General features: G+C 67.9%; 25 protein-coding genes. 7 read left to right on the plus strand and 18 right to left on the minus strand.

Annotation, left to right across the window (positions count from 1 at the left end; genetic code table 11):
• The first annotated feature begins 33 nt into the window (after positions 1–33).
• A complete protein-coding gene (locus tag OC373_RS14010) occupies positions 34–606 on the plus strand; it encodes an Ax21 family protein (RefSeq protein WP_261997884.1) in 573 nt (190 codons plus the stop codon).
• A 311-nt stretch (positions 607–917) separates the two neighbouring features.
• Here OC373_RS14010 and OC373_RS14015 read toward each other — a convergent pair whose 3' ends face one another.
• The 5 genes from OC373_RS14015 to OC373_RS14035 all read right to left on the minus strand — a co-directional run bounded on the left by OC373_RS14015 (position 918) and on the right by OC373_RS14035 (position 4,036).
• On the minus strand, positions 918–1,943 hold the full coding sequence (locus OC373_RS14015) for an NAD(P)H-dependent glycerol-3-phosphate dehydrogenase (RefSeq protein ID WP_070426374.1): 1,026 nt from the start codon (positions 1,941–1,943) through the stop codon (positions 918–920).
• Between the two features lie 20 nt (positions 1,944–1,963).
• On the minus strand, positions 1,964–2,479 hold the full coding sequence (gene secB / locus OC373_RS14020; RefSeq protein WP_019184891.1) for a protein-export chaperone SecB: 516 nt from the start codon (positions 2,477–2,479) through the stop codon (positions 1,964–1,966).
• A gap of 105 nt (positions 2,480–2,584) precedes the next feature.
• The gene (locus tag OC373_RS14025) at positions 2,585–3,022 is read right to left on the minus strand and encodes a rhodanese-like domain-containing protein (protein ID WP_019184892.1); all 438 of its coding nucleotides are present in this window, start codon (positions 3,020–3,022) and stop codon (positions 2,585–2,587) included.
• Between the two features lie 78 nt (positions 3,023–3,100).
• Positions 3,101–3,535 carry a hypothetical protein gene (locus tag OC373_RS14030; protein ID WP_070426373.1) on the minus strand — a complete coding sequence of 145 codons (435 nt, stop codon included), beginning with the start codon at positions 3,533–3,535 and terminating at the stop codon, positions 3,101–3,103.
• A gap of 30 nt (positions 3,536–3,565) precedes the next feature.
• Positions 3,566–4,036, minus strand: a complete 471-nt coding sequence (locus OC373_RS14035; RefSeq protein WP_070427500.1) for a YiiD C-terminal domain-containing protein — start codon at positions 4,034–4,036, stop codon at positions 3,566–3,568.
• Between the two features lie 43 nt (positions 4,037–4,079).
• Between OC373_RS14035 and OC373_RS14040 the strand changes: the two genes are divergently transcribed.
• The 3 genes from OC373_RS14040 to OC373_RS14050 all read left to right on the plus strand — a co-directional run bounded on the left by OC373_RS14040 (position 4,080) and on the right by OC373_RS14050 (position 7,311).
• Complete coding sequence (locus OC373_RS14040) at positions 4,080–4,856, plus strand: uroporphyrinogen-III synthase (RefSeq protein WP_083279836.1); 777 nt, start codon at positions 4,080–4,082, stop codon at positions 4,854–4,856.
• Positions 4,857–4,965: 109 nt separating this feature from the next.
• Positions 4,966–5,943 carry a uroporphyrinogen-III C-methyltransferase gene (locus OC373_RS14045; protein WP_070426371.1) on the plus strand — a complete coding sequence of 326 codons (978 nt, stop codon included), beginning with the start codon at positions 4,966–4,968 and terminating at the stop codon, positions 5,941–5,943.
• A 3-nt stretch (positions 5,944–5,946) separates the two neighbouring features.
• Positions 5,947–7,311 (plus strand): heme biosynthesis HemY N-terminal domain-containing protein, encoded by a 1,365-nt coding sequence (locus OC373_RS14050; RefSeq protein ID WP_070426370.1) that lies wholly within the window; start codon positions 5,947–5,949, stop codon positions 7,309–7,311.
• A gap of 227 nt (positions 7,312–7,538) precedes the next feature.
• Here OC373_RS14050 and OC373_RS14055 read toward each other — a convergent pair whose 3' ends face one another.
• Positions 7,539–8,834 (minus strand): acetyl-CoA C-acetyltransferase, encoded by a 1,296-nt coding sequence (locus tag OC373_RS14055; RefSeq protein ID WP_026070059.1) that lies wholly within the window; start codon positions 8,832–8,834, stop codon positions 7,539–7,541.
• 92 nt (positions 8,835–8,926) lie between these two features.
• On the opposite strand from OC373_RS14055, the gene OC373_RS14060 reads away from it, so the two are divergent.
• The gene (locus OC373_RS14060) at positions 8,927–9,814 is read left to right on the plus strand and encodes a hypothetical protein (protein WP_261997885.1); all 888 of its coding nucleotides are present in this window, start codon (positions 8,927–8,929) and stop codon (positions 9,812–9,814) included.
• A gap of 133 nt (positions 9,815–9,947) precedes the next feature.
• Here OC373_RS14060 and OC373_RS14065 read toward each other — a convergent pair whose 3' ends face one another.
• The 11 genes from OC373_RS14065 to glnA all read right to left on the minus strand — a co-directional run bounded on the left by OC373_RS14065 (position 9,948) and on the right by glnA (position 20,111).
• The gene (locus tag OC373_RS14065) at positions 9,948–10,583 is read right to left on the minus strand and encodes a superoxide dismutase family protein (RefSeq protein ID WP_046273863.1); all 636 of its coding nucleotides are present in this window, start codon (positions 10,581–10,583) and stop codon (positions 9,948–9,950) included.
• 53 nt (positions 10,584–10,636) lie between these two features.
• A complete protein-coding gene (locus tag OC373_RS14070) occupies positions 10,637–11,203 on the minus strand; it encodes a superoxide dismutase family protein (RefSeq protein WP_019184901.1) in 567 nt (188 codons plus the stop codon).
• A 93-nt stretch (positions 11,204–11,296) separates the two neighbouring features.
• Positions 11,297–12,748, minus strand: coding sequence for a nitrogen regulation protein NR(I) (gene ntrC / locus OC373_RS14075; protein ID WP_261997886.1), 1,452 nt, complete (start codon positions 12,746–12,748; stop codon positions 11,297–11,299).
• Positions 12,741–13,799 carry an ATP-binding protein gene (locus OC373_RS14080; protein WP_070426365.1) on the minus strand — a complete coding sequence of 353 codons (1,059 nt, stop codon included), beginning with the start codon at positions 13,797–13,799 and terminating at the stop codon, positions 12,741–12,743. The genes ntrC and OC373_RS14080 overlap by 8 nt, the downstream gene beginning before the upstream one ends.
• A 54-nt stretch (positions 13,800–13,853) precedes the next feature.
• Positions 13,854–14,204, minus strand: a complete 351-nt coding sequence (locus OC373_RS14085) for a VOC family protein (protein WP_261997887.1) — start codon at positions 14,202–14,204, stop codon at positions 13,854–13,856.
• A gap of 22 nt (positions 14,205–14,226) precedes the next feature.
• Positions 14,227–14,520, minus strand: coding sequence for an immunity 53 family protein (locus tag OC373_RS14090; protein WP_070426363.1), 294 nt, complete (start codon positions 14,518–14,520; stop codon positions 14,227–14,229).
• A 5-nt stretch (positions 14,521–14,525) separates the two neighbouring features.
• Positions 14,526–15,641, minus strand: a complete 1,116-nt coding sequence (locus OC373_RS14095) for an MltA domain-containing protein (protein ID WP_261997952.1) — start codon at positions 15,639–15,641, stop codon at positions 14,526–14,528.
• Positions 15,642–15,700: 59 nt separating this feature from the next.
• A complete protein-coding gene (locus OC373_RS14100; RefSeq protein WP_070473812.1) occupies positions 15,701–16,450 on the minus strand; it encodes an N-acetylmuramoyl-L-alanine amidase in 750 nt (249 codons plus the stop codon).
• Positions 16,451–16,591: 141 nt separating this feature from the next.
• Positions 16,592–18,025: an ammonium transporter gene (gene amt, locus OC373_RS14105; protein ID WP_261997888.1), complete on the minus strand. Its 1,434-nt coding sequence runs from the start codon at positions 18,023–18,025 to the stop codon at positions 16,592–16,594.
• Between the two features lie 18 nt (positions 18,026–18,043).
• Positions 18,044–18,382, minus strand: a complete 339-nt coding sequence (locus OC373_RS14110) for a P-II family nitrogen regulator (protein WP_019184907.1) — start codon at positions 18,380–18,382, stop codon at positions 18,044–18,046.
• Between the two features lie 319 nt (positions 18,383–18,701).
• Complete coding sequence (glnA, locus tag OC373_RS14115) at positions 18,702–20,111, minus strand: type I glutamate--ammonia ligase (RefSeq protein ID WP_261997889.1); 1,410 nt, start codon at positions 20,109–20,111, stop codon at positions 18,702–18,704.
• Positions 20,112–20,334: 223 nt separating this feature from the next.
• On the opposite strand from glnA, the gene OC373_RS14120 reads away from it, so the two are divergent.
• Positions 20,335–21,129: an undecaprenyl-diphosphate phosphatase gene (locus tag OC373_RS14120; RefSeq protein WP_026070060.1), complete on the plus strand. Its 795-nt coding sequence runs from the start codon at positions 20,335–20,337 to the stop codon at positions 21,127–21,129.
• 71 nt (positions 21,130–21,200) lie between these two features.
• Positions 21,201–22,025, plus strand: a complete 825-nt coding sequence (locus OC373_RS14125) for an META and DUF4377 domain-containing protein (protein WP_026070061.1) — start codon at positions 21,201–21,203, stop codon at positions 22,023–22,025.
• Positions 22,026–22,165: 140 nt separating this feature from the next.
• Here OC373_RS14125 and OC373_RS14130 read toward each other — a convergent pair whose 3' ends face one another.
• Positions 22,166–22,777, minus strand: coding sequence for a YbhB/YbcL family Raf kinase inhibitor-like protein (locus OC373_RS14130; protein ID WP_019184911.1), 612 nt, complete (start codon positions 22,775–22,777; stop codon positions 22,166–22,168).
• Positions 22,778–22,779: the final 2 nt, after the last annotated feature.

Below are 22,779 nucleotides of genomic sequence, written 5' to 3' on the forward strand. Positions count from 1 at the left end.
ACAAAACCAAAAAATAAAAAGGTGTTCCCGAAAATGAAGACTTCCCTGCTTGCTCTGGGTCTGCTCGCTGCACTGCCGTTCGCTGCGTCGGCAACCGACGGCCTGTCGTACAACTACGTCGAAGGCGGCTACGTGAACACCGATGCCAAGGGCGGCGACGCCGATGGCTGGGCGGTGAAGGGCTCGGTCGCCGTGGCGCCGAACTTCCATGTCTTCGGTGACTACAACGCGCAGGAAACCAAGCGCGGCAGCAACGACGTCGACCAGTGGCGCGTCGGTGTGGGCTACAACTACGGCATCGCCCCGACCACCGATCTGGTCGCCCGCGTTGCTTACCAGAAGTTCGACCCGAAGCACGGCCCGGACTTCAACGGCTACTCCACCGAAGTCGGCGTGCGCAGCGCGTTCACCCCGAACTTCGAAGGCTACGTAATGGCCGGTTACGAGGATTACAGCAAGAAGCACGGCCTCAATCCGGACGGCGAGTTCTACGGCCGCGTCGGCGCCCAGGCCAAGCTCAACCAGAACTGGGGCCTGGCCGGCGAAGTGAAGCTGGCCAAGGGCGGCGACAAGGAATGGTTCGTTGGTCCGCGCTTCACCTGGTAATACGCGATACGCAACACCGCGGTACGTTGTTGGATGGCGCGGTCTCTCTCCCCTGCGCCATGAAGCCCGGCTCACGCCGGGCTTCACTTTTACAGCAGCCGACCAACGGTCGGCTCTACCTGCACGGCCGTCGCGGTTTTTTTGCGGTTGGCATGGCGACACCCTCGTCGGTACGCCACGAAACAACCCGGCCACGTGCCGGGTTGTTTCGTTCTGGCGTGGCCCAGCGCCCGACCCATCCGCCGTCGCGCCTGAAAAGGATGGACGAAGACCCAAAAAAAACCCCGGCATCTGCCGGGGTTTTGGGTGCCTCACTTGAACAGCGTGTCCGGATACTCCGGCTTCTGCTCGCGTGCCAACAACGCACGCAATCCTTCTTCGGGAGTCTGCTCACCGTGCAGCACGGCGCGCACCCGGTCGGAGATGGGCAGGTCGATGCCATGACGCCGCGCCTGGCGCATCACTTCATCGGCGGTCTGCACCGATTCCACCACCTGGCCGATCTCGCGCACCGCATCCTGCAGCGTCTGCCCACGGCCCAGGGCCAGGCCCAGCCGACGGTTGCGCGAGAGGTCGCCGGTGCAGGTCAGCACCAGATCGCCCAAGCCGGCCAGCCCCATCAGGGTCTCCGGCTTGGCACCGATCGCCGCGGCGAGCCGCAGCATTTCGTTGAGGCCACGGGTGATCAGGCCGGCACGGGCGTTGAGGCCCAGCTGCATGCCATCGGCAACGCCGGTGGCCACGGCCAGCACGTTCTTCATCGCGCCGCCGAGCTCGGCACCGACCATGTCATCGCCGGTGTAGGCGCGGAACGCCGGGCCGTGCATGGCATCGGCCACCTGCTGGGCGAAGTCCGGCGCGTCACCGTGGACGGTGATCGCGGTCGGCAGGCCCTGGGTGACTTCCTTGGCGAACGACGGGCCGGTCACCACCGCCAGCGGCACGTCCGGCCCGAGGACCTCACGCGCCACTTCGTGCAGGAACCGACCGGAGCCGGGTTCGAAGCCCTTGGTCGCCCACGCCACGCCGGCATCAGCCGGGCGCAGCGGCGCCAGTGCACGCACGGTTTCACCGAAGGCGTGCGACGGCACCACCACCAGGATCCAGGCGGCGTCCTTGACGGCAGCGGCCAGGTCGGTGGTCGCGCGCAGCGACTCGGGCAGCGGAATGCCCGGCAGATAACGGGTGTTCTCGTGGCGCTGGTCGATGGCCTCGACCATCGCCGCATCGCGCCCCCACAGCACGGTCGGGTGACCGTGCCGCGCGAGCAGGCTGGCCAGGGCAGTGCCCCAGGAGCCGGCGCCGAGAACCGCGATTTTGTCTGCGTGGTTGCTCATCCGTACGACTGCAGCGCCGATCAGGCGTTGCCGGCCGGCTCGGAATCGGCGAGCGAGGTCTCGCCCTGTTCCTGGCGCTGGCGCAGGGTTTCGGCGTAGAGGCCTTCGAAGTTGATCGGCTGCAGGAAGAACGGCGGGAAGCCACCGGCCTGGATCAGCTCGCTCACCAGCGAACGCACGTACGGGAACAGGATGTTCGGGCACTGGGTGCCGAGCAGCACGTCGATCGACTGCGGGTCCAGGCCCACCAGGCCGAACACGCCGGCCTGCTGCACTTCGGCCACATAGGCGGTCTTCTCGCCGGCCTTGCAGGTCAGGGTCACGGCCAGCACGACTTCGAAGGCGCTCTCGCCCAGGCGCTGCACGCGCTGGTTCAGGTTGAGCTGCAGTTCCGGCTGCACGGCGTCATTGAAGACGGCCGGAGCGTTCGGCGATTCGAACGAAACGTCCTTGACGTAGATCTTCTCGACGGTGAACGAGGGACCGGTGGCGGCGTCGACCGGCGCGACGGCGCCGTTGGTGTTCTCTTCGGACATTTCCTGTTGCTCCAAAAATGAATGCTGTAAAAACGGATTGTTACATGCCCTGCGATGGGGGCGCTGTGCGCCGCGTACAAGGCGTGCGCTGCAATCCGACGGGGATCAGTTGCGGCCCTTGACCAGCGGCAGCTCGGCCTGCTGCCACGCCGGGATGCCGCCATCGAGCACGTTGACCTGGGTGAAACCCGCCTTCTTCAAGGCCTTGGCGGCCGTCTCGGAGGCGTTGCCGCTGCGGCAGACCAGCACGACCGGGCTCTGCTGGGCCTTGGCGACCAGCTTGTGCTCCGGACCGAACTGGCTCGGCTGCACATTGCGGCTGCCGGCGATATGGCCCTTCTCGAAATCGCTGCTCGAGGACAGATCGACCACGATGGCGCCACCGGCGTTCATCAGCTGGGTCAGTTCCGCCGGCTTGAGCGATTTGAAGCCACGGAACAGACGGCGGACTTCGGTCACGATGATGGCCACGGTCAGGCCGACCAGGGCCATCGACAACATCGGGTTTCGGCCGGCAAAGGCCAGCAACTCTTCGTAATTCACTAAGATCACGGGTCGATAAGCGGGCGCCGATTGTCGCACATGCGGGCGAATCGGCGTCCAGCCCCGTGTGGGCGGGCGTCAGCGGTCCTGCCAGAGGTCGGGCAGCCCGTTGGCCTGGAGCCAGCGCTTGTCTTCGGCGTCCCAGCGCCAGATCTCCCGCACCCGCACCGTGCGCTCGGCCTGGGTGTTGTTGTTGATCACCCGCACCTCGGCGGTGCGCCCTACCCGGCCATCGGGCATGGGCACGTTGTCGCTGGCGCGATAGCTGGAGATCTTCACCTGCTCGAAGCGGCGCAGTTCCAGGTCGGTCAGCGGGTGGACCCGGGTGTATTCCGGGTCCAGGTACGGCAACGCGTCTTCAACGGTGCCCCAGCGCATCGTGGCGTCGTACTTGATCTGGGTTTCCTCCAGATCCTTGCGCTGCTTCCGGGTGGTTTTCTGCTCGGCGGCCAGGGCACTCACGCTGATCAGCGCGAGCAATGCCAGCAGCAGGATCTGAAGCGTACGACGCATGCGAATTCCCCAATAGGCAAGGCGCCCATCCTACCGCCTGGCGAAGGCCACGAAACGGCCGCTCAGTTCAGCGGCGGCCTTGTCGCCCTCGCCCGGCTGCCGGGCGGTGAGGCTGATGCGGGCCTTGCCACGCTGGGCGAAGGTGGCCAGGAAGCTGTCCCAGTCGGTTTCCGCATCGGCCTGGGCCTGCGCATCCAGATCGCCGTAGACCGGCGCCAGGTAGCGGATGTGGCTGTCGGCCACGTAGACATCGGCATCGAACCCGGCCAGGCGCAGCCGCAGCGTCACCAGTGCCCAGCCGGACAGGGTCAGCGCCGAGGCCAGGCTGCCACCGAAGGCGTTGCCCTTGTCATTGACGTTGGCCGCCAGCGGGGCATGGATGTGCAGGACGCCGTCGCGATAGTCGTGGACACGGATCTGCATGGCCGCCACCGGCGGCATGGCATCCAGGACATGCTGCAGCGCGGACAACTGCGCCGGCAGGGAATCGGTTGCGGACATCTGGTTGATCACGTCACATCGAAGGGCTCGCATAATGCCCGCAATGAACACCGAAACGAAAGTCGCGCCCTGGACCCTGATCTCGCTGCGCCCGCGTGGCCAGCATGCGCCGCTGCGGCGTGCGGCCGCTGCCGCCGGGGCGCGCGTCATCGCGCTCTCGCCGTGGGCGCTGCAGGCCTGCGCTGATACGGCCACGCGCGCCGCGCTGGAGGCCGCGCTGGCGGCCGAGCGGGTGGTCTTCAGCAGCCCGGCGGCGGTTAAGGCCGCCGCGCGCCTGGTGGACCTGGCCGCGCCCCACCCGGGGCAGTGGCTTGCGGTGGGCGCCGGCACGGCGGCGGCGTTGGACCGGCAGGGCGCACAGGGCGTCGCCGCGCCGGCGCGGATGGACAGCGAGGGCCTGCTCGCGTTGCCGGCCCTGGCGGATCTGCATGGCCTGCGCGCCGGTCTGGTGACCGCGCCCGGCGGGCGCGGGGTGATCGCGCAGACCCTGGAGCAACGCGGTGCCCGGCTGCTGCGGGCCAACGTCTATGTCCGCCGTGCGCTGCCCCTCGCGCCGCGCATGCTGCAGCGGCTGCGGCACGCGGCCACGCCGTGGGTGCTGGCACTGAGCAGCGGCGAGGCATTGACCCTGCTGCTGGCGCAGTTGCCGGACGATCTGCAGGCCCCCCTGCGCGAGGCCCTCGTGGTGGCCGCCAGCGAGCGGCTGGCCGCGCAGGCGCGCGCGGTCGGCTTCGGGCAGGTGCAGCTGGCGGCAGGGCCGTTGCCTTCGCAGCTGGTTGCCGCTGCACACGCCGCGCTCATCCCGCCCGCATCTTCCTGAACAGGGCGCCGGAGCGGTCTTGCAGGCGGCTCGGGCGGCGGGCGATGCTGTGCGCCACGTCGCTCGCCAGCCAAGCGGATTGCCCGGCGCGCGCGACAAGGATGCCCGTATGAATGACCCTGTTTCGCCTTCCTCTCCGCGCCGCCCCCTGCGCTGGATCGTGCCGGTCACGGCGTTGGCCGTGCTGGCCGGCGGCGGTGCCTGGGGCTGGACGCAGTGGCAGTCGCGACAGGCGCAGGAGCGTGTGCGCGAGGAGAATGCCCAGTTGCAGGTGCAGGGCCTGCTGGACAGTGTCGAGGCGCTGCGCCGCGATCAGCGCTCGACCTCCCAGCGCGTGCAGGACGCCGCCGCGACCAACCGGGTGCTGCGCGATGAAATGCTCGGCCTGAGCCAGCGCAACGCCCTGCTTGAAGAGAACCTGGCCAAGCTGGCCGACAGCACCCGCCACGGTGCCCAGGCGCTGCAGCTGGAAGAGGCCGAGCTGTTGCTGAGCCAGGCCAGCCAGCGGCTGGCCTATGCCGATGACGCCGACGGCGCCAAACGCCTGTACGCATTGGCGGCCGCCTCGTTGGACGATGTGCAGGGCAGCGAGTATCTGAACCTGCGGCAGGCGCTGATGCAGGAGCGCAATGCCGTGGATGCACTGGGCCCCGGGGTGCGTGCGCAGACCCAGGCACGGCTGGGCCGGTTCGCCCAGGCGCTGACCGCGCTGCCCGAGCAGATCGACGCCCCGGCCGATACCGCCGTTGGCGGCCCTTGGTGGCACCAGGTGCTGGCACCGTTCGTGACCATCACCCCCACCCGCCTGCAGGGCCCGTTGACCGAGGCCGAGCGGGTGGCCGCGTGGGACTCGCTGCAGCTGGAACTGACCCTGGCGCGGGCCGCGGTGGAGCGCGGCGATCAACCCGGCTACGTGCAGGCGCTGGACCGCGTGGCGCTGTGGCTGCCGCGGCTGTGGCCGGATTCACCTGCTCTGCGCGAGCAACGTGCTGAACTGCATCAACTACGCGCCTGCGAGCTGCGTCCATCGCTGCCCGAACTGGGCAGCACCCTGCAGCAACTGCGCTCGATGCGTAACGGGAGGTAATCGATGAAGCCCTTTCAATCTCTGGTGGTCCTGCTCTTGGCCGTCGCCCTGGGCGTGATCGCCTCACAGTGGCTCGGCACCGAACAGCTGCGGCAGTTCGGCGAAGTGATCTACCGCTACGGCGGCACCGACTACCGCTCCACCGTGCCGCAGGTCGCCCTGATGGTGCTGGTGGGTCTGCTGGTGCTGTGGCTGCTGTGGAGCCTGCTGGCCTCGCCGTTCCGCGCCTGGGGCCGCTACCGCCGCAAGCAGGGTCGTGCGCGCCTGACCGAGGGCCTGCAGGCCCATGAACAAGGCCACTGGCAGCGTGCGGAAAAGCTGTTGACCAGCGCCGCCGAAGACAAGGAAGTGAGTGCTGTCGCCTTGGTCACTGCGGTGCGCAGCGCGCAGGCGCGCGACGACGACGCCGCGGTCAATCAGTATCTGCAGCGCCTGGCCGCCGAAGACGCCACCAGCCATGCCCTGCTGCAGGCCGAACGTCTGCTGGCACAGGAGCGTCCGGTGGATGCGATCAACGTGCTCGACATCGCCGCGATCCAGCCGCTGCCGCCGCGCGGCCTGTGGCTGCGCACCGAGGCACTGGCCCGTGCCGATCGCGCGCATGAGGCGTACGGGCAGCTGGGCGCGCTGCGCAAGCAGAAGGTGCTGCCGGACACCGCCGTGGCCGAACTTGAAATCCGCCTGGCGGCCCAGTCGTTGCTGGAGGCCGGTGATGTCAACGCACTGGCCGCGCAGTGGGAGGCCACGCCGAAGGCCCTGCGCAGCGATCCGGACGTGGTTTCGGCCTATGCCCTGCGGGCGGTTGCCCTGGACTGGGACGAACCGGCCCTGCTGAACCTGGAGCAGGCGCTGGACACGCGCTGGGACGAATCGGTGGTGACGCTCTACGGCCAGATGCCGGTGGAGAAGCTGGCCACGCGCCAGGCCAACCTGCAGCGCTGGTTGACCACCCAGCCCTCCAGCCCGGCCTTGCTGCTGGCGCTGGGCCGCATTGCCGCCCGCCAGCGCCAGCACACCCTGGCCGAGGATTACCTGCACCGCGCGATTGCCGCTGGTGCCGGCCCGGCCGCCTGGGAAGCGTTGGGCGAGCTGTTCCTGGAACGCGGCGAAACCGCGCTGGCCTCGCAGTGCTTCGCCAATGCGCTGCGCCAGCAGCGCGGTGATGACAGCGTGGCGCTGGCCCGTGCCTCGACCGCGACGCCGCTGGACCCGATCGTCCCCGAGCGCGCCACCGTCGAAGAGCAATCGCTGATGGGTGAACCGGCGACGGTGCACGATCGCCTGCACGTGGAGCAGGGCCGCATGCACGCTGAGGAAGATCGCCTGCACGTTGAACGCGACGCGTTCGGCAACCCGCGCCTGCCGTAACAGCGGCGTGGTTCCCGGTAGTGCCGGCCGCTGGCCGGCAACGCGGGGTCCCTGAGAATGCGGCGTCCCGGAGAATGAGGGTTCCCCGCAAAGGCAGGCTCCCCGAAACGGTATGGAGGAGCCGGCCAGCGGCCGGCACGACCAGAGCCGACTGGTGTACACCTCCGCCGGATACAAAAAAGAAGGCCGCCCTTGGGCGGCCTTCTTCGTTCCATCCAGCGGGGCGATCAGCGCTCGACGATCGCCACCACGCCCATGCCGCCGGCGGTGCAGATCGAGACCAGCGCGCGGCCACCGCCGCGTTCGGCCAGCTGCTTGGCCGCCGTGGCGATCACGCGGGCGCCGGTGGCGGCGAACGGGTGGCCGGTGGCCAGCGAGGAGCCCAGCGGATTGATCTTGGCCGGATCGATCTTGCCCAGCGGCGCCTCCAGGCCCAGCCGGTTGCGGCAGTAGTCTTCGCTTTCCCACGCGCGCAACGTGCACAGCACCTGTGCAGCGAAGGCCTCGTGGATTTCGTAGAGATCGAAATCCTGCAGGGTCAGGCCATTGCGCTTAAGCATCTCCGGCACCGCGATGGTCGGCGCCATCAGCAGGCCTTCGCCGTGTACGAAATCAACGGCCGCCACCTGCGAATCACGCAGGTACGCCAGCGGCTCGTGGCCATGCGCGCGCGCCCACTCTTCGCTGGCCAGCAGCACCGCCGAGGCGCCGTCGGTGAGCGGGGTGGAGTTGGCGGCGGTCAGCGTGCCGCGGCCGGAGACCTTGTCGAAGGCCGGCTTCAGCGTGGCCAGTTTTTCCAGCGAGGTATCGGCGCGCAGGATGTTGTCGCGCTCCACGCCGCGGAACGGCGCGATCAGGTCGTTGAAGAACCCGCGCTCGTACGCGGCGGCCAGCTTCTTGTGCGAGGACACCGCCCACTCATCCTGCGAGTCGCGGGAGATGTTCCACTCCTTGGCCATGTCTTCGCAGTGGTCGCCCATGCTCTTGCCGGTACGCGGCTCGGCCACGCCCGGGAATTCCGGCTTGAGTTCACTCAGCTTGAAGCCGCGGGTCAGTGCCTTGAGCTTGTCGCCGGTGCTCTTGGCGCGGTTGGCCGCCAGCAGGCGCGCACGCAGCTTCTTGCCGTAGACGATCGGCACATCGGAGGTGGTGTCCGAGCCGCCACCGATGCCCGAGTCGATCTGGCCCAGCGCGATCTTGTTGGCCACCGCGATGATGGTATCCAGCGAGGTGCCGCAGGCACGCTGCATGGTGATGCCCGGGGTCAGCGGGGACAGGCCCGAGGACAGCGTGGCTTCGCGGCCCAGGTTCCAGTCGCTGGAGTGCTTGATCACCGCGCCCATCGCCACTTCGCCCAGCTGCTGGCCATGCAGGCCGAAGCGCTCGACCAGCGCACCGAGTGTGCGCACCGACATACCGAGATTGCCGACGTCCGAATAAGCCGTGTTCTGGCGACAGAACGGAATGCGGACGCCGCCGAGGATGGCGACGGGACGGGCGTTGGGCATGGAGATACCTGGCATGGGAGGGGTGTCTGCAACATGGCCTGCACGAAGGAGCAGGCATAATGGGGCCAAGTGTAGCTGCCGCCCTGTGATGGGCCAACCGTGAAACCATGAGCAAACCCGACCACGGCATGAATGCCATTGGCGTACTGGCATTGGAACTGGCCGGCGGCGACGCCCCGCGCCATGCCGCGCTGTCCTCCGAACAGGCTGGTGAACTGGCCGAACGCGTCGGCCGCGATCTGGCCAAGCTGGTGCCCGGCGTGAGCGGGCTGGACTTCGTGTTCGCCGGCGCCCACTTCGATCCGGCGGAAATCCTGCGTCCGGGCTGGCCGGTGCACCGGCGCCTGGAAGAACTGCAGATGCGCGCCCCGGGCCGCAACCAGGGCCCGCGCGTGCTGGCCTTTGGTGCCGGCGCCGATGGCGACGTACCGCTGCCGTTCCAGGCTGATGCCAGCCTCACCGGCGGCGGCCTGCGGGTCGTCCCGTTCCTGCTGACGGGCACTGAAGTCGCCCAGACCCAGACCGTGGCCGAGGCGCTGGAAGACGTGCTGCTGGCCCAGGGCATGGCGCAGGCCGATACCGCGCTGCAGGCCCAGAACGCCTTCGGCGCGCAGATCGAACACGCGCGCTATTTCACGGTGAATGATCTCGCCGCGATGATGTCGATGCAGTACGACAACCAGGGCCTGGCGATTCTGTGGCCGCTGATCGAAACCGCACTGATGGCACCGCACGTGGAAGAGTGGCTGGATGCCGCGCCGGAGCCGCTGCTTCGATACGCTGACGGCGAAGTGCGTATGGCGCTGTTCGATCCCGCCGGCTGGTGCGCGTACTACAACCACGGCACCGGCGACTGTGATCGCTTGCAGGGCATCTACGATCAGTACCTGATCCGCCAGCGGCAGATGGCCGCCGTGCTGGAAGCGCACGGCCTGCCGGTGCTGTTCGTACATTGCGAAGCCGGGCAGGACGCGCGCGAGCTGCTGGCCCGCTGACGGTAGTGCCGGCCGCTGGCCGGCTCCTCGGGAAAATCGATATCGCTCATGGCAGCCACGCATGGCGTGGCTCGACCAACGTTCAAAAAAAACGCCGGCGTTCGCCGGCGTTTTTCGTCAGATACGGCCCGGGTTACGGGGCCGCTTTGATCACCGCGCAGGCCAGGCGTGCGCCGGCATTGCCGGTCGGCTGGGTCTTGTAGTCGTCCGCGTCGGCATGGACGATCAGGCCGCGGCCAATGATGTCGAAATCATCGCCCTTGCCGATGTTGACGTTGGTCGAGACCGGGGCATCGACCACGGCGTTGCCCTGGGCATCAGCCTTGATGTTGGGCATGTCGCCACCGTGATGCGGTTCGCTGGCGACGCTGCCATGGTCTTCCTTGCCCGGATTGAAGTGGCCACCGGCGCTGGCGCCGTCCGGCGCGCTGCAATCGCCCTTCTCATGGATGTGGAAGCCGTGCTCGCTGTTCGGCTTCAGGCCGCTGACCTGGCCTTTCACATGAACCTTGCCGTCAACGATGCTGAAGGTCACGTTGCCTTTGACGTCATTGCCCTGGGTCGGCGCAAGGTCGGCACTGGCAGTGTGGTTGGCATGGGCCTCACTGGTCATCGCCGGCGGTGCCTCGGGGGTCGCTTCGGCCGTCGGCTGGGACGCGGTGGCTTCGGCAGCCGGCGTGGCTTCCGGGGTGGTGTCGGCCGGCTTGTTGCAGGCGGTCAGGCCGAGCGCGGCGATGGCCGCGAACAGCGTGGTGTGGATCAGGCGCATGTGGATCTCCTTGCGGGTAGCGTTGGAAGAAACGGCGTCGTGGGACGGCGCGATCAGCGCACGACCCGGATGACGCCGCAGGCAATTCGGGCGCCGGCGTTGCCGGCCGGCTGGCTGCGGTAATCGTCGGCATTGGCATGCACGATCAGTGCACGCCCGGCGATATCGGTGGCTGCGCCGCCGCCAAGGGTAACCGCTGGCAGGCGGATGTCGACGTTGACGCGTCCCTGCGCATCGGCACGCAGGTTGTCCATGTCACCGGCGTGGTGCGCGCCGGCACTGTTGCGGCCGTGCGGCTGCCCGGCTGGATTGAAATGCGCACCGGCGCTGCTGGCATCGACCGCACTGCAGTCGCCGCGCTCATGCACGTGGAACCCGGCCACCTGCAGCGGCTGCAGGCCACCGATGACACCGGTGATGTGTACGCCACGTGCATCGGGCACCAGCGCAAGGCGCCCACTGACCAGGCTGGCCGAGGCGGGCGACAGATTGGCCTCTGCCATCTGCGCGGTGCTGACCACCGGCACGACGGGGGCGGCGGGACGCGGCGGCGGCGTGCTGCCACAGGCGGCCAGACCGACCGCGATCGCCGCAGCGAGGACGACATGGGAACTGCGCATGGGAAGACTCCTTGATTGCAAACTAACCGTGTGCTCGTCCACAGGCCATGAAAGCGGCCCGGACATGGCGCACACGCGGTGTGGACATGCGGTTCATCCGCCGCGCCTGCGGCCGGCGCCGAGCTTGCGGGTGAGCGTGTTTCGACCCATGCCCAGCCGCGCGGCCGCCTCGGCACGGCGGCCGTGGGTGATCTGCAGGGCGGCTTCGAGCAGGGCCTGGTCGACCCGGTCACGCACCTGGGCGTGCAGGCCTTCGGCACCTTCGGCCAGTCGCTGGCGCGCCCATGCCGAGAGCAGCGTTTCCCACTGCCCCGGGTCGCCAGCACTGCGCGCGCGCGGCGCACCGGCACCGCGGTGCAGCGCGCTGTCCACGTCGGCCACGCCGATGCTGTCCGCGGCGGCAAGCGCGGCCATGCGCCAGCACACGTTCTCCAGCTCCCGTACGTTGCCGGGCCAGTCATGTTCGCGCAGCGCCTGCAGCGCGGCGGCAGTGAGCCGCTTGGGCGGCGTATCCAGTTTGTGTGCCGCGGCCGCGAGGAAGGTCTCGGCCAGCTGCGCGATGTCGTCGCGACGCTCGCGCAGCGGCGGCAACCGCAGCCGCACCACATCCAGCCGGTGCAGCAGGTCGGCACGGAAGCGACCCTGCGCCACCAGCGTTTCCAGGTCCTGGTGGGTCGCGGCGATCACGCGCACATCCACGCGGATCAGCTCACGCCCGCCGACACGGAAGAACTCGCCCTCGGCCAGCACGCGCAGCAGTCGCGTCTGCAGCGGCAACGGCATGTCGCCGATTTCATCCAGGAACAGCGTGCCGCCGTTGGCCTGCTCGAAGCGGCCGATGTGGCGGCGCTGGGCACCGGTGAACGCGCCCGCCTCGTGGCCGAACAACTCGCTTTCCAGCAGTTCGGACGGAATGGCGGCGGTATTGAGTGCGACGAACGGGCCCTGCACGCGCGGCGACTCATGGTGCAGCGCATGCGCGACCAGCTCCTTGCCGGTGCCGGTCTCGCCATTGATCAGCACCGACAGCGGTGCCTGCGCCAAGCGCCCGATCGCGCGGAACAGCGCGCGCATCGCAGGCGTATCGCCGACCAGCTGCGGGCGCTGATCGGGCGGCGGCGTGCTGGCGGTCTCGCTCGGCTCGGCCAGGGTGACATCCGGCGCGGGCAGCACCCGCTGCGCCAGCGCGACCGCATCATCCAGATCGAACGGCTTGGACAGGAATTCCTGCGCACCACCGCGGAAGGCGCCGGCCGTGCTTGCCACATCGGTATAGGCCGACATCACGATCACCGGCAGCTGCGGATGCGCCGCCTTGAGCTTGTCCAGCAGAACCAGCCCGTCATCGCCGGGCATGCGGACATCGGTGAACAGCAGATCCGGTGGCGGCTGTTCGGACAGCATCGCCAAGGCGGCCGCCGCGCCGTCGAACCCTTCGACGCGGTAGCCGGCCTCACGCAGCGCGGTGCACAGCACGAAGCGCACCGCGCGGTCATCGTCGACCACCCAGACGCGCTGGGCGGTGGTATCGACCTGGTCAGCCATGGGCGGCGGTGTCCTCGGCGGGGGTGCCCTGCCCGATCGGCAGCAGCACGGTGAATACGGTGTGGCCCGGGCGCGAGCGGTAGGTCAGGGTGCCACGATGCTCGCGCGCGACCTGCTGGGCCAGCGCCAGGCCCAGCCCGGTGCCCTCGGCACGACCACTGACCAGCGGCAGGAACAGGTGCTCGGCCAGGTCTTCGGGCACGCCACGGCCGTCATCGGCGATTTCCAGCCGCAGTGCCAGCGGGTGCAGCTGATCGGTGATGCGCACGCCGTGCTCCACGCGCGTGCGCAGGGTGACGGTGCCCGCACCGGCCTGGATCGCATTGCGGACCAGGTTCCACACGGCCTGGGTGAGGCGGTCGGCATCGCCATCGAACTCGGGAATGCTGGGGTCGTAATCGCGCTGGATCCGGACCGCCCAGCCGCCTTCGCTCTCGGCCAGGCGCAGGACGCGCTCCAGCGAGGCGTGGATGTTGAGCGGTGCATGCGGCGCGGCCGGCGCGGGTGACAGCAATTGCTCGAGCAGGCCGTTCAGGCGTTCGATCTCCGAGCCGATCAGCTCGATCAGTTCGCGCTCGTCCGGATCGCGCTGCGCGTTGCGCCGCGCCAGCAGCTGGGCCGCGCCCTTCAAGCCGGCCAGCGGATTGCGCAGCTCGTGCGCCAGGCCCTTGAGCGCGGCACTGAGTGCGCTGGGCAGCGCCTGGGTGGGGTCCAACCCCGGGAACTCATCGACCGGATGCGCCTCCAGCAGCCAGCCGCCCTCGTCCCAGCGGCTCAGCCACCCCTCGGCAAAACGGGGCGCATCGCCCGGCAGCGCCAGGGCCAGCCGGTGCAGGCGCAGGGTGTCGCGCTCATCGCGGGCCAGGAAGTGGGCCAAGGCATCGCCCTGTGCCTCCAGCGAGGCCAGCGGCTGGCCCAGCAGGCGCCGCACGCTCACGCCCAGCCAGCGGGCAAAGGCGGGATTGCAGCCCACCACACGGCCGCTGGCGTCGGCCCAGGCGACCGGGGTGCCGAGGGCGTCGAGGGCGGGAGGCGGGAGCGCGGTGGTCATTGCACCAATGTAGTGCAAAACGGCAGGCCTGTTGATCCCGGTTTCCTGCCTCGCTCACGCATGCTGCAGGATGTTGACCAGCCGGCCCAACGGATCGCGGAGGTAGAACCGACGCACGCCCCACGGTTCGCTGGCTGGGCCATAGGCGATGGGGAGGTTGGCCGCGTGCACCCGACGAAGCACTTCGTCCAGATCGTCGACCTCGATGGAGAGATCGGGCACGGCGGTACCGGCGCCGCCTTCGGACGCCACACTCACCTGGACAGTCATATCCGCGGATCCCGCATAGGTGCGGATCCAGCCGTGATCCATGACCAGCTCCAGGCCGAGGATGTCCCGATAGAAACTGTCCGCGGCGGCCGGATCGGACGCGGCGATGTTGGCGATGATGCGTTTGACCTTCATGAATCCTCCGGGCAATCGATCGCTAGGCCTCAGCCCAGCTGAGAAATACACCAAGCAACTCAGTCAGGTTCCCGATACCACCGCTCGCTACAAACTGCGACTTCTCAACCGTGCAGATAATCCAGTCGGCATCATCTTCCGAGTCCCCGCGGCTGATCGATGCAAAGGGCTTTTGCTCAAGCTCCGTCTCGATGAGATCAATGCAGACGTGCCAGCCGGGGTTATCAAGGGTGTCGATAGTGACCCCGAACGTATGCTCCCAGTCCTCGTTGCACTGCCTTCGATACCAGTGCTGGAGTCGCTGCAGTTCATCCATCGGTGTCACTCGCTCTTGTCAGGCGCCTTCGGCAACGCCACACCCTTCGGCCACAGCATCCAGATCGTACCCTTCTGCTTCATGTGCCCGGCCAGCTCGCCAGCCGCATCGCCAGTGCCCCAGAACAGGTCCGCGCGCACTTCGCCGGTGATGGCACCGCCGGTGTCCTGCGCGGCGACCGGGCGCACCAGCGCGGTGCCGTCCGGGCGCGTGGTGGACAGCCACAGCAGGCTGCCCAGTGGCACGACGTTGCGGTCCACCGCGACGCTGTAGCCGGCGGTCAGCGGCACGTTCAACGAGCCGCGCGGGCCTTCGTCGCTGTCCGGGCCGCGGGTGAAGAACACATAGCTGGGATTGCTGGCCAGCAGTTCGGGCACGCGGGTCGGGTGGGCATCGGCCCAGGCGCGGATGGCGGCCATGCTGACGTCGGCCTGCTTCAGCTCACCCTGCTCCACCAGCCAGCGGCCGATGGGGCGATAGGGATGGCCGTTCTGGTCGGCGTAGGCGATCCGCAGCTGACGGCCATCGGCCAGCTGGACGCGGCCCGATCCCTGGATCTGCAGGAACTGCAGGTCCATCGGGCTGGTCAGCCAGGCCAGTACGGGTGCCTTGACGCCGTTCGCGGCGATCCGCGCGGCATCGTCATACGGCTTGAGCACGCGCCCTTCCACGCGTCCGCGCAGGCGCTTGCCCTTGAGTTCGGGATAAAGACTCTCGAGCTGGACGCTGATCATGTCGTCGGGCACGCCGTACACCGGCACCGCCGCCTGGGCGGTGCGGGTGAGGCTGCCCGCATAGATCGGCTCGTAGTAACCGGTGATCAGGCCATCGGCCCGGTTGCCACCGGCGCGCAGGGCATAGACGTCGAGATTCGCCTGCAGGAACTGGCGGATGGCGGCCGGCGTGGTGGCAACCTTGGCGGCCGCGGCGCAGGTGGGTGCCCAGTTGGCCTCTGTCTTCAGGCGCGGGCAGGCACTGCGCCAGGCGGCGAAGCCGGCCTGCAGATCGGCGTCCGCGACGGCGGGCAATGCGTTCCAACTCGCCTTTGCGTAGGTGCTGGTGGGCACGGTCGCTGGCGATGACGCAGGCCGCTGCGGCGCGACCGCGCAGGCGCTCAACATGGCCAACCCGACCCCCGACAGCGCGGCGTGCTTGAGTGCGTGGCGAAGGGAATCGGACTTCATGGGCGGCGTTCCTGTTGCAGCAGCAGCGAGTGCAGGATGCGGGCGTCTTCGGCATCGAGATCTGCGGGAAGATCGTCGCGCCCGCGGAAGCGGCGATGGAAGGCGCCGACCGCGGCCGCCCGGTCGTCCATCGGGTAGCCGAAGGCCTGCAGGGCCATCCAGGCATCAAAGCCGGCCGGTGCCGGGCCATCGGCTGCGCGCGGCCATACGCCGAAACCGGCTTCGGCCAGTTGCTGCCACGGGAAGAAACGGCTGGGATCCTGCTTGCGCGAGGGCGCCAGATCGGCATGCGCGATGATCTGGCTGGGCGGAATGCGCAGGCGCGTGCACAGGTCATCCAGCAGGCGGATCAGGGCCGCGATCTGTGCCGGTGCGAACGGCGTGTCGCCATCGTTGTCGATCTCGATGCCGATCGAGGCCGAGTTGAGATCGGTGATCGTCCCCCAGCGACCGGGACCGGCATGCCAGGCGCGCCGGTCATCGCCGACCAGTTGGTAGATGTGGCCATCGGCCCCGACCAGATAGTGCGAACTGACCTTGCCGCCGCTGTTGGCGCTGCGCAGCGTGTCCAGGCTCTGCTGCACGGAATGCTGATCGGTGTGGTGCAGCACGATCACCACCGGCGCGCGCGCGTTGTGGTTCGGCGACGGCACCCAGGTGGCGAGCGGGCTGCGGACCTCGGTGCTGGCGCAGGCGGCGAGCAGCAGAAGGGCGAGCAGTGCGAGGGAAGTACGGGTCACGTGCATGCCTGCATTGTGCGTGATTGCACGATCAGCTGCCAAAGCACGGTAATGCCCGGCAGGCGCCCACAAAAAACCGGCGACCCGAAGGCCGCCGGCAAAGGTAGAACATCTCTCTCTCGTTTCTAATGCGGTATCGCGCGCGGATCAGGCCTCGTAGGCCGACTCGCCGTGCGAGGTGACGTCCAGGCCGGTGCGCTCTGCTTCTTCGGTGACGCGCAGGCCAAACACCATGCGCACCACCAGCAGGATCAGCACGGTGGCCACGGCGCACCAGACGATGGTGAAGCCGACGCTGACCAGCTGCACCCACACCTGGTGACCGATATCCAGGTCGGCCTTGGTGCCGCCCAGCGACTCGGCACTGAACACACCGGTGAGCAGTGCACCGACGATGCCGCCGATGCCGTGCACACCGAACACATCGGCGGTGTCATCGACCTTGAGCAGGCGCTTGAGACCGGTGACGCCCCAGACGCAGACCACGCCGGCGACCAGGCCGATCACGATCGCGCCCAGCGGGCCCACGGTGCCGCAGGCCGGGGTGATGCCGACCAGGCCGGCGACGGCGCCGGAGGCAGCGCCCAGCGCGGACGGCTTGCCCTTGCTGACCGCTTCGACCAGGGTCCAGCCAAGCACCGCGGCGGCGGTGGCGAGGATGGTGTTGATGAAGGCCAGCGAGGCGACGGTGTCGGCGGCGGCCGCCGAGCCGGCGTTGAAGCCGAACCAGCCCACCCACAGCAGCATCGCGCCGATATAGGTGAACGGCACGTTGTGCGGCTTCAATGCGGTCTGGCCGTAGCCGATGCGCTTGCCCACGAAGTAGGCGCCCACCAGGCCCGCCACGCCGGCATTGATGTGGACCACGGTGCCACCGGCGAAGTCGATCGCGCCCATCTCACCCAGATAGCCGCCGCCCCACACGATGTGCGCCATCGGGATGTAGCTCAGGGTGAACCACAGGGCCGAGAACAGCAGCACGGCCTTGAACTTGATGCGCTCGGCGAAGGCACCCACGATCAGCGCGGTGGTGATGCCGGCGAAGGTCGACTGGAAGGCGACGAACAGATAATCCGGCAGGCCGGCGATCGGCGTGTTGCCGACGGTATCCGGGCCGAAGCCCTTGAGGAAGGCGAACTCGGTGAACGAGCCGAAGAAGGCGTTGCCTTGGCTGAACACCGCGCTGTAGCCGTAGGCCACCCACAGCATCAGCACCAGCGAGAACACCACCAGGATCTGGCTGAGGATGGACAGCACGTTCTTGGAGCGCACCAGGCCGCCGTAGAACAGGGCCAGGCCCGGCACCACCATCAGCAGCACCAGCAGGGTGGAGGTGAGCATCCAGGCGACATCGCCGTGATCGAACGTGGCCGCCGCGGCGGCTTCGTCGACCGGGGCAGCCGTGGCTTCCGGCGTGGCCGGCAGCGGCTCGACCGCGACCGTCTCCGACGGTGCCGGGGTGACCTGGGCCTGGGCGTGTGCACTGCTGGAGAAGGCACCGACGGCCAGCGCGCTGAGCAGCATCATCAGGCACACGGCATGGAACCGGGCTTGCCACCCGGTGAACAAAGAGGTCTTCATTGTGGGCTCCGAGTGGGGTTAGAGCGCGTCAGCGCCGATTTCGCCGGTGCGGATGCGGACGACCTGTTCGACCGCGGTGACAAAGATCTTGCCGTCGCCGATCTTGCCGGTGCCGGCCGCGGTCTGGATGGCCTCGACCACGGCCTCCAGGCGATCGTCGGTCACGACGGTCTCGATCTTGATCTTCGGCAGGAAATCCACGACGTACTCCGCGCCGCGATACAACTCGGTGTGGCCCTTCTGGCGCCCGAAGCCTTTGACTTCGGTCACGGTGATGCCCGACACGCCAGCGTCGGAGAGGGCCTCGCGGACCTCGTCGAGCTTGAACGGCCGGATGATGGCGGAGATCAGTTTCATGCGCATATCCCGATGGTGGATGGAACCGGCCCGCGTGGGGCCGATGTCAGGTCAACCGGCGGCCACTTGCACATGGCCGCCGGTCGTTGCGCCGAACGTTGCATGGGCCACGCCGTTGCCGACGCCCGAAGGGCGACGCCAGCGGTGACGCGGGAGGGAGGAAGGGCCCATGACACGCGTCCGGTCTCTCTTGCCCCTGGTGGTGGAGCGGACCAACGGTCCGCTCTACAACATGGTCGCCTTGCCGGCTCCCCAGCCGGAAAAGCGGCGACGATGACGAAGGGTGGGAGGGAAATCCTTCGTCATCGTCACCTGTTGCTCAGTTCGCGTAGTACATCTGGTACTCGAGCGGGTGGGTCGCCGCGCGGAACTTGGTGACTTCCTGCATCTTCAGCGCGATGTAGCCGTCGATGAAGTCGTCGCTCATCACGCCACCGGCCTTGAGGAACTCGCGGTCCTTGTCCAGCGCTTCCAGGGCCTGGTCCAGCGAGGAGCAGACCTGCGGGATCAGCTTCTCTTCTTCCGGCGGCAGGTCGTACAGATCCTTGTCGCTCGGTGCGCCCGGGTCGATCTGGTTCTTGATGCCGTCCAGGCCGGCCATCATCAGCACGGTGAAGGTCAGGTAGCCGGACTGGATCGGATCGGGGAAGCGCATTTCGATGCGGCGCGCCTTCGGGTTGGACACCCACGGAATGCGGCACGAGGCGGAACGGTTGCGGGCCGAGTAGGCCAGCATCACCGGGGCTTCGAAGCCCGGGACCAGGCGCTTGTAGCTGTTGGTGCCGGAGTTGGCGAAGGCATTGATCGCCTTGGCGTGCTTGAAGATGCCGCCGATGTACCACAGCGCCAGCTGGCTCAGGCCGCCGTAGCCATCACCGGAGAACAGGTTGGTGCCGCCCTTGGAAAGCGACTGGTGCACGTGCATGCCGCTGCCGTTGTCGCCGACCAGCGGCTTGGGCATGAAGGTGGCGGTCTTGCCGTTGCGGTGGGCGACGTTCTTGATGACGTGCTTCATGCGCAGCAGTTCATCGGCCTTCTGCACCAGGGTGCTGAACTTGGTGCCGATCTCGCACTGGCCGGCGGTCGCCACTTCGTGGTGCTGCACTTCCACTTCGATGCCGACCTGTTCCAGGGTCTTGCACATTTCCGCACGCAGGTCGTGCAGCGAATCGGTCGGCGGGACCGGGAAGTAGCCGCCCTTGACGGCCGGACGGTAGCCGCTGTTGGCGCCGTCGTACTTGTCACCGGTGCTCCAGGCCGCTTCTTCGGAATCGATCTTGAAGAAGGTGTGGCCCATGTCGTTGGCGAAGCGGACCGAATCGAAGATGAAGAACTCCGGCTCCGGACCGAAGAAGGCCTGCTCGGCGATGCCGGAGGACTTCAGGTAGGCCTCGGCGCGCTTGGCGATGCCGCGCGGGCAGCGGCCGTACGGCTGCATGGTGGCCGGATCGAGGACGTCGCAGCTGATGACCAGGGTCGGGTCGGCGTAGAACGGGTCGATGTAGGCGCTGGACGGGTCCGGCAGCAGGACCATGTCCGACTCGTTGATGCCCTTCCAGCCGGCGATCGAGCTGCCATCGAACATCTTGCCTTCTTCAAACAGCGACGGCTCCACGATGCTGACCGGGAAGGTGACGTGCTGCTCGATGCCACGCATATCGACGAAACGCAGGTCGACGAACTCGATCTGGTTGTCCTTGATCAGCTTCTCAACATTTTCCACGGACATCGGTGAAACCTCAGATGGGTGATTGCCTGAGTGGATAGAGCAATCCCCGTGCCAACTTTTCAGACTTCACAAACCCTTGATTTCACTGGGCTGCCCGACCCCGCGGTGTACGCCCATCCGCACCAAAATAGTGCACGCCCTGCACCACGCACACATTTGGTGCGGGACGCGGATGTTTTATGCTGCCTCCCGATTTCACCCATTCCGAGCCCCAGCCCCCCCGATGTCCGACCTGCTCTCCGCCCTCCTTCTGGGCATTCTTGAAGGCCTCACCGAATTCCTGCCGATCTCCAGCACCGGCCACCTGCTGATCGCCCAGCACTGGTTGGGCGCACGCTCGGACTTCTTCAACATCATCATCCAGGCCGGCGCGATCCTGGCGATCACGCTGGTGTTCCGGCAGCGGTTGTGGACCCTGGCGACCGGCCTGCATGAGCGCGCCAACCGCGATTACGTGCTCAAGCTCGGCACCGCCTTCCTGGTCACCGCCGTGGTCGGCCTGCCGGTCCGCCTGGCCGGCTGGGAACTGCCGGAGACAGTGACGCCGGTGGCCTGGGCACTGATCATCGGCGGCCTGTGGATGATCCTGGTGGAGGCCTACACCGCACGCCTGCCCGAGCGCGATGAGGTGACCTGGAAGGTCGCCATCCTGGTCGGTGTGGCGCAGGTGGTGGCCGGTGTGTTCCCGGGCACCTCGCGGTCGGCGGCGGCGATCTTCATCGCAATGCTGTTCGGCCTGAGCCGCCGCGCGAAAGCCACCGAGTTCGTGTTCCTGGTCGGCATCCCGACCATGTTCGCCGCCAGCGGCTATGCCTTCCTGGAACTGGCCAAGGACGGCAAGCTCGCCAGTGAGAACTGGACCGACGTCGGCGTGGCCTTCCTTGCCGCGGTCGTCACCGGCTTCATCGTAGTGAAGTGGTTGCTGGGCTACATCAAGTCGCACAAGTTCACGGCGTTCGCGGTCTACCGCATCGCACTGGGCGCGGCCTTGCTGCTCTGGTTGCCCGCTGGCAACTGAACGGCCCGGCGCCGGCGCAACCCCGTTGGGGGCGCGCCGGCGTTTTTCCCCAGGTTCCCAAGGAGATGTACATGAAACGCACCCTGATGCTGATGCTGCCGCTGGCCCTGATGGCCGCCTGCAGCAACCCTTCCACCGCCCCGGCCGGCCGCGATGACCTCGCCCCGGCACCGACCGCCGCCGCCGACCAGGCCGCCGTGGCCCGCCTGGATGTGCAGCGCCTGCAGGGCAGCCATTGGCGCCTGGAATCGGCCACCGATGCCAGCGGCAAGCGCATCGATGCGCTGTTCGCCCGCGCCGACAAGCCGGTCACGCTGGACTTCAAGGATGACCGCATCGCGATCAGCAACACCTGCAACCGCATGGGCGGGGGCTACACGCTGGCCGATGGTTCGCTGACCGTCTCGCCGATGGCCTCGACCATGATGGCCTGCACCGACAAGAACCTGATGGCGCTGGACCAGGCTGTGGGCAGCCGCCTGGAAGGCGCGCTCAAGACCGAGCTGGGCGATGCCGGCCAGCTGACCCTGCGTACCGCCAACGGCGATGTGCTGGTGTTCACCCCGGAGCCGACCGCTGAGACCCGCTATGGCGGCGAAGGCGAAACGGTATTCCTGGAGGTGGCCGCGCAGACCAAGCCGTGCCCGCACCCGCTGATCCGCGACAAGCAGTGCCTGCAGACGCGCGAGATCCGCTACGACGCCAACGGCATCAAGCAGGGCGAGCCGGGCGAGTGGCAGAACTTCTACGACGTCATCGAGGGCTACACCCACGAAGACGGCGTGCGCAACGTGGTGCGCGTGAAGCGCTACACGATCGCCAACCCACCGGCCGATGCCTCGTCCAACGCCTACGTGCTGGACATGGTGGTCGAGTCGGCGAACGAGAAGAAATAAGAACGCAGAAGGGCGGCCGCTGGCCGCCCTTCTTCATCCTGTAGTGCCGGCCGCTGGCCGGCTCCCGACAGCGCAGTACCGACCAACGGTCGGTACCTACCGGATGTGGTGACGACCAACGGTCGGCACCCACCGGGGGATCACGCCAGCGCCGGGTTCAACGTATACGTGCCATGCAGCGATGCTTCGGCCAGCACGTGCCCGTGCATCGCATGCAGCACATCGGCAGCGGTAAACGGCGTGGGCAGCTCCAGCTGCGCCACGTCCAGCGCGAACACGCGGAAGAAATAGCGGTGCACGCGCTCGTCGTTGAACGGCGGGTACGGGCCGTCATAGCCCAGGTACTGGCCGGCCATGTCCGGATTGCCGGCGAACCAACCGGTGAAATCGTTCAGGCCCTGGCGGCTGCCCGCCGGGCCGGCCGGCTGGGTCTTGCCGCGCACGGTGAAGCCGTCGCTGCAGCTGCCCGCGGCCAGCGCGCGCACATCGGCGGGGATATCGGCCATCGCCCAGTGCGCGAAGTGGGCACGCGGTTGATCGCGTGGCACCGTGCAATCCTGCCGGCCGACCGTATCGGGCACGGTCGGCACATCCGGATCGATGCACAGCAGCGCGAACGACCGGGTGCCGGCCGGCACATCGTGCCAGGCCAGCTGCGGGTTGCGGTTGGGGGCGAAGCCTTCGGCATCGCCGGCCGCGAAGGTGGCGGCGATCGGTTGGCCGTTGGTGATGCTGTCACTGCTCAGATGCATAC

This window comes from Stenotrophomonas sp. Ste96, assembly GCF_024519495.1.
Classification (GTDB): Bacteria; Pseudomonadota; Gammaproteobacteria; order Xanthomonadales; family Xanthomonadaceae; genus Stenotrophomonas; species Stenotrophomonas bentonitica_A.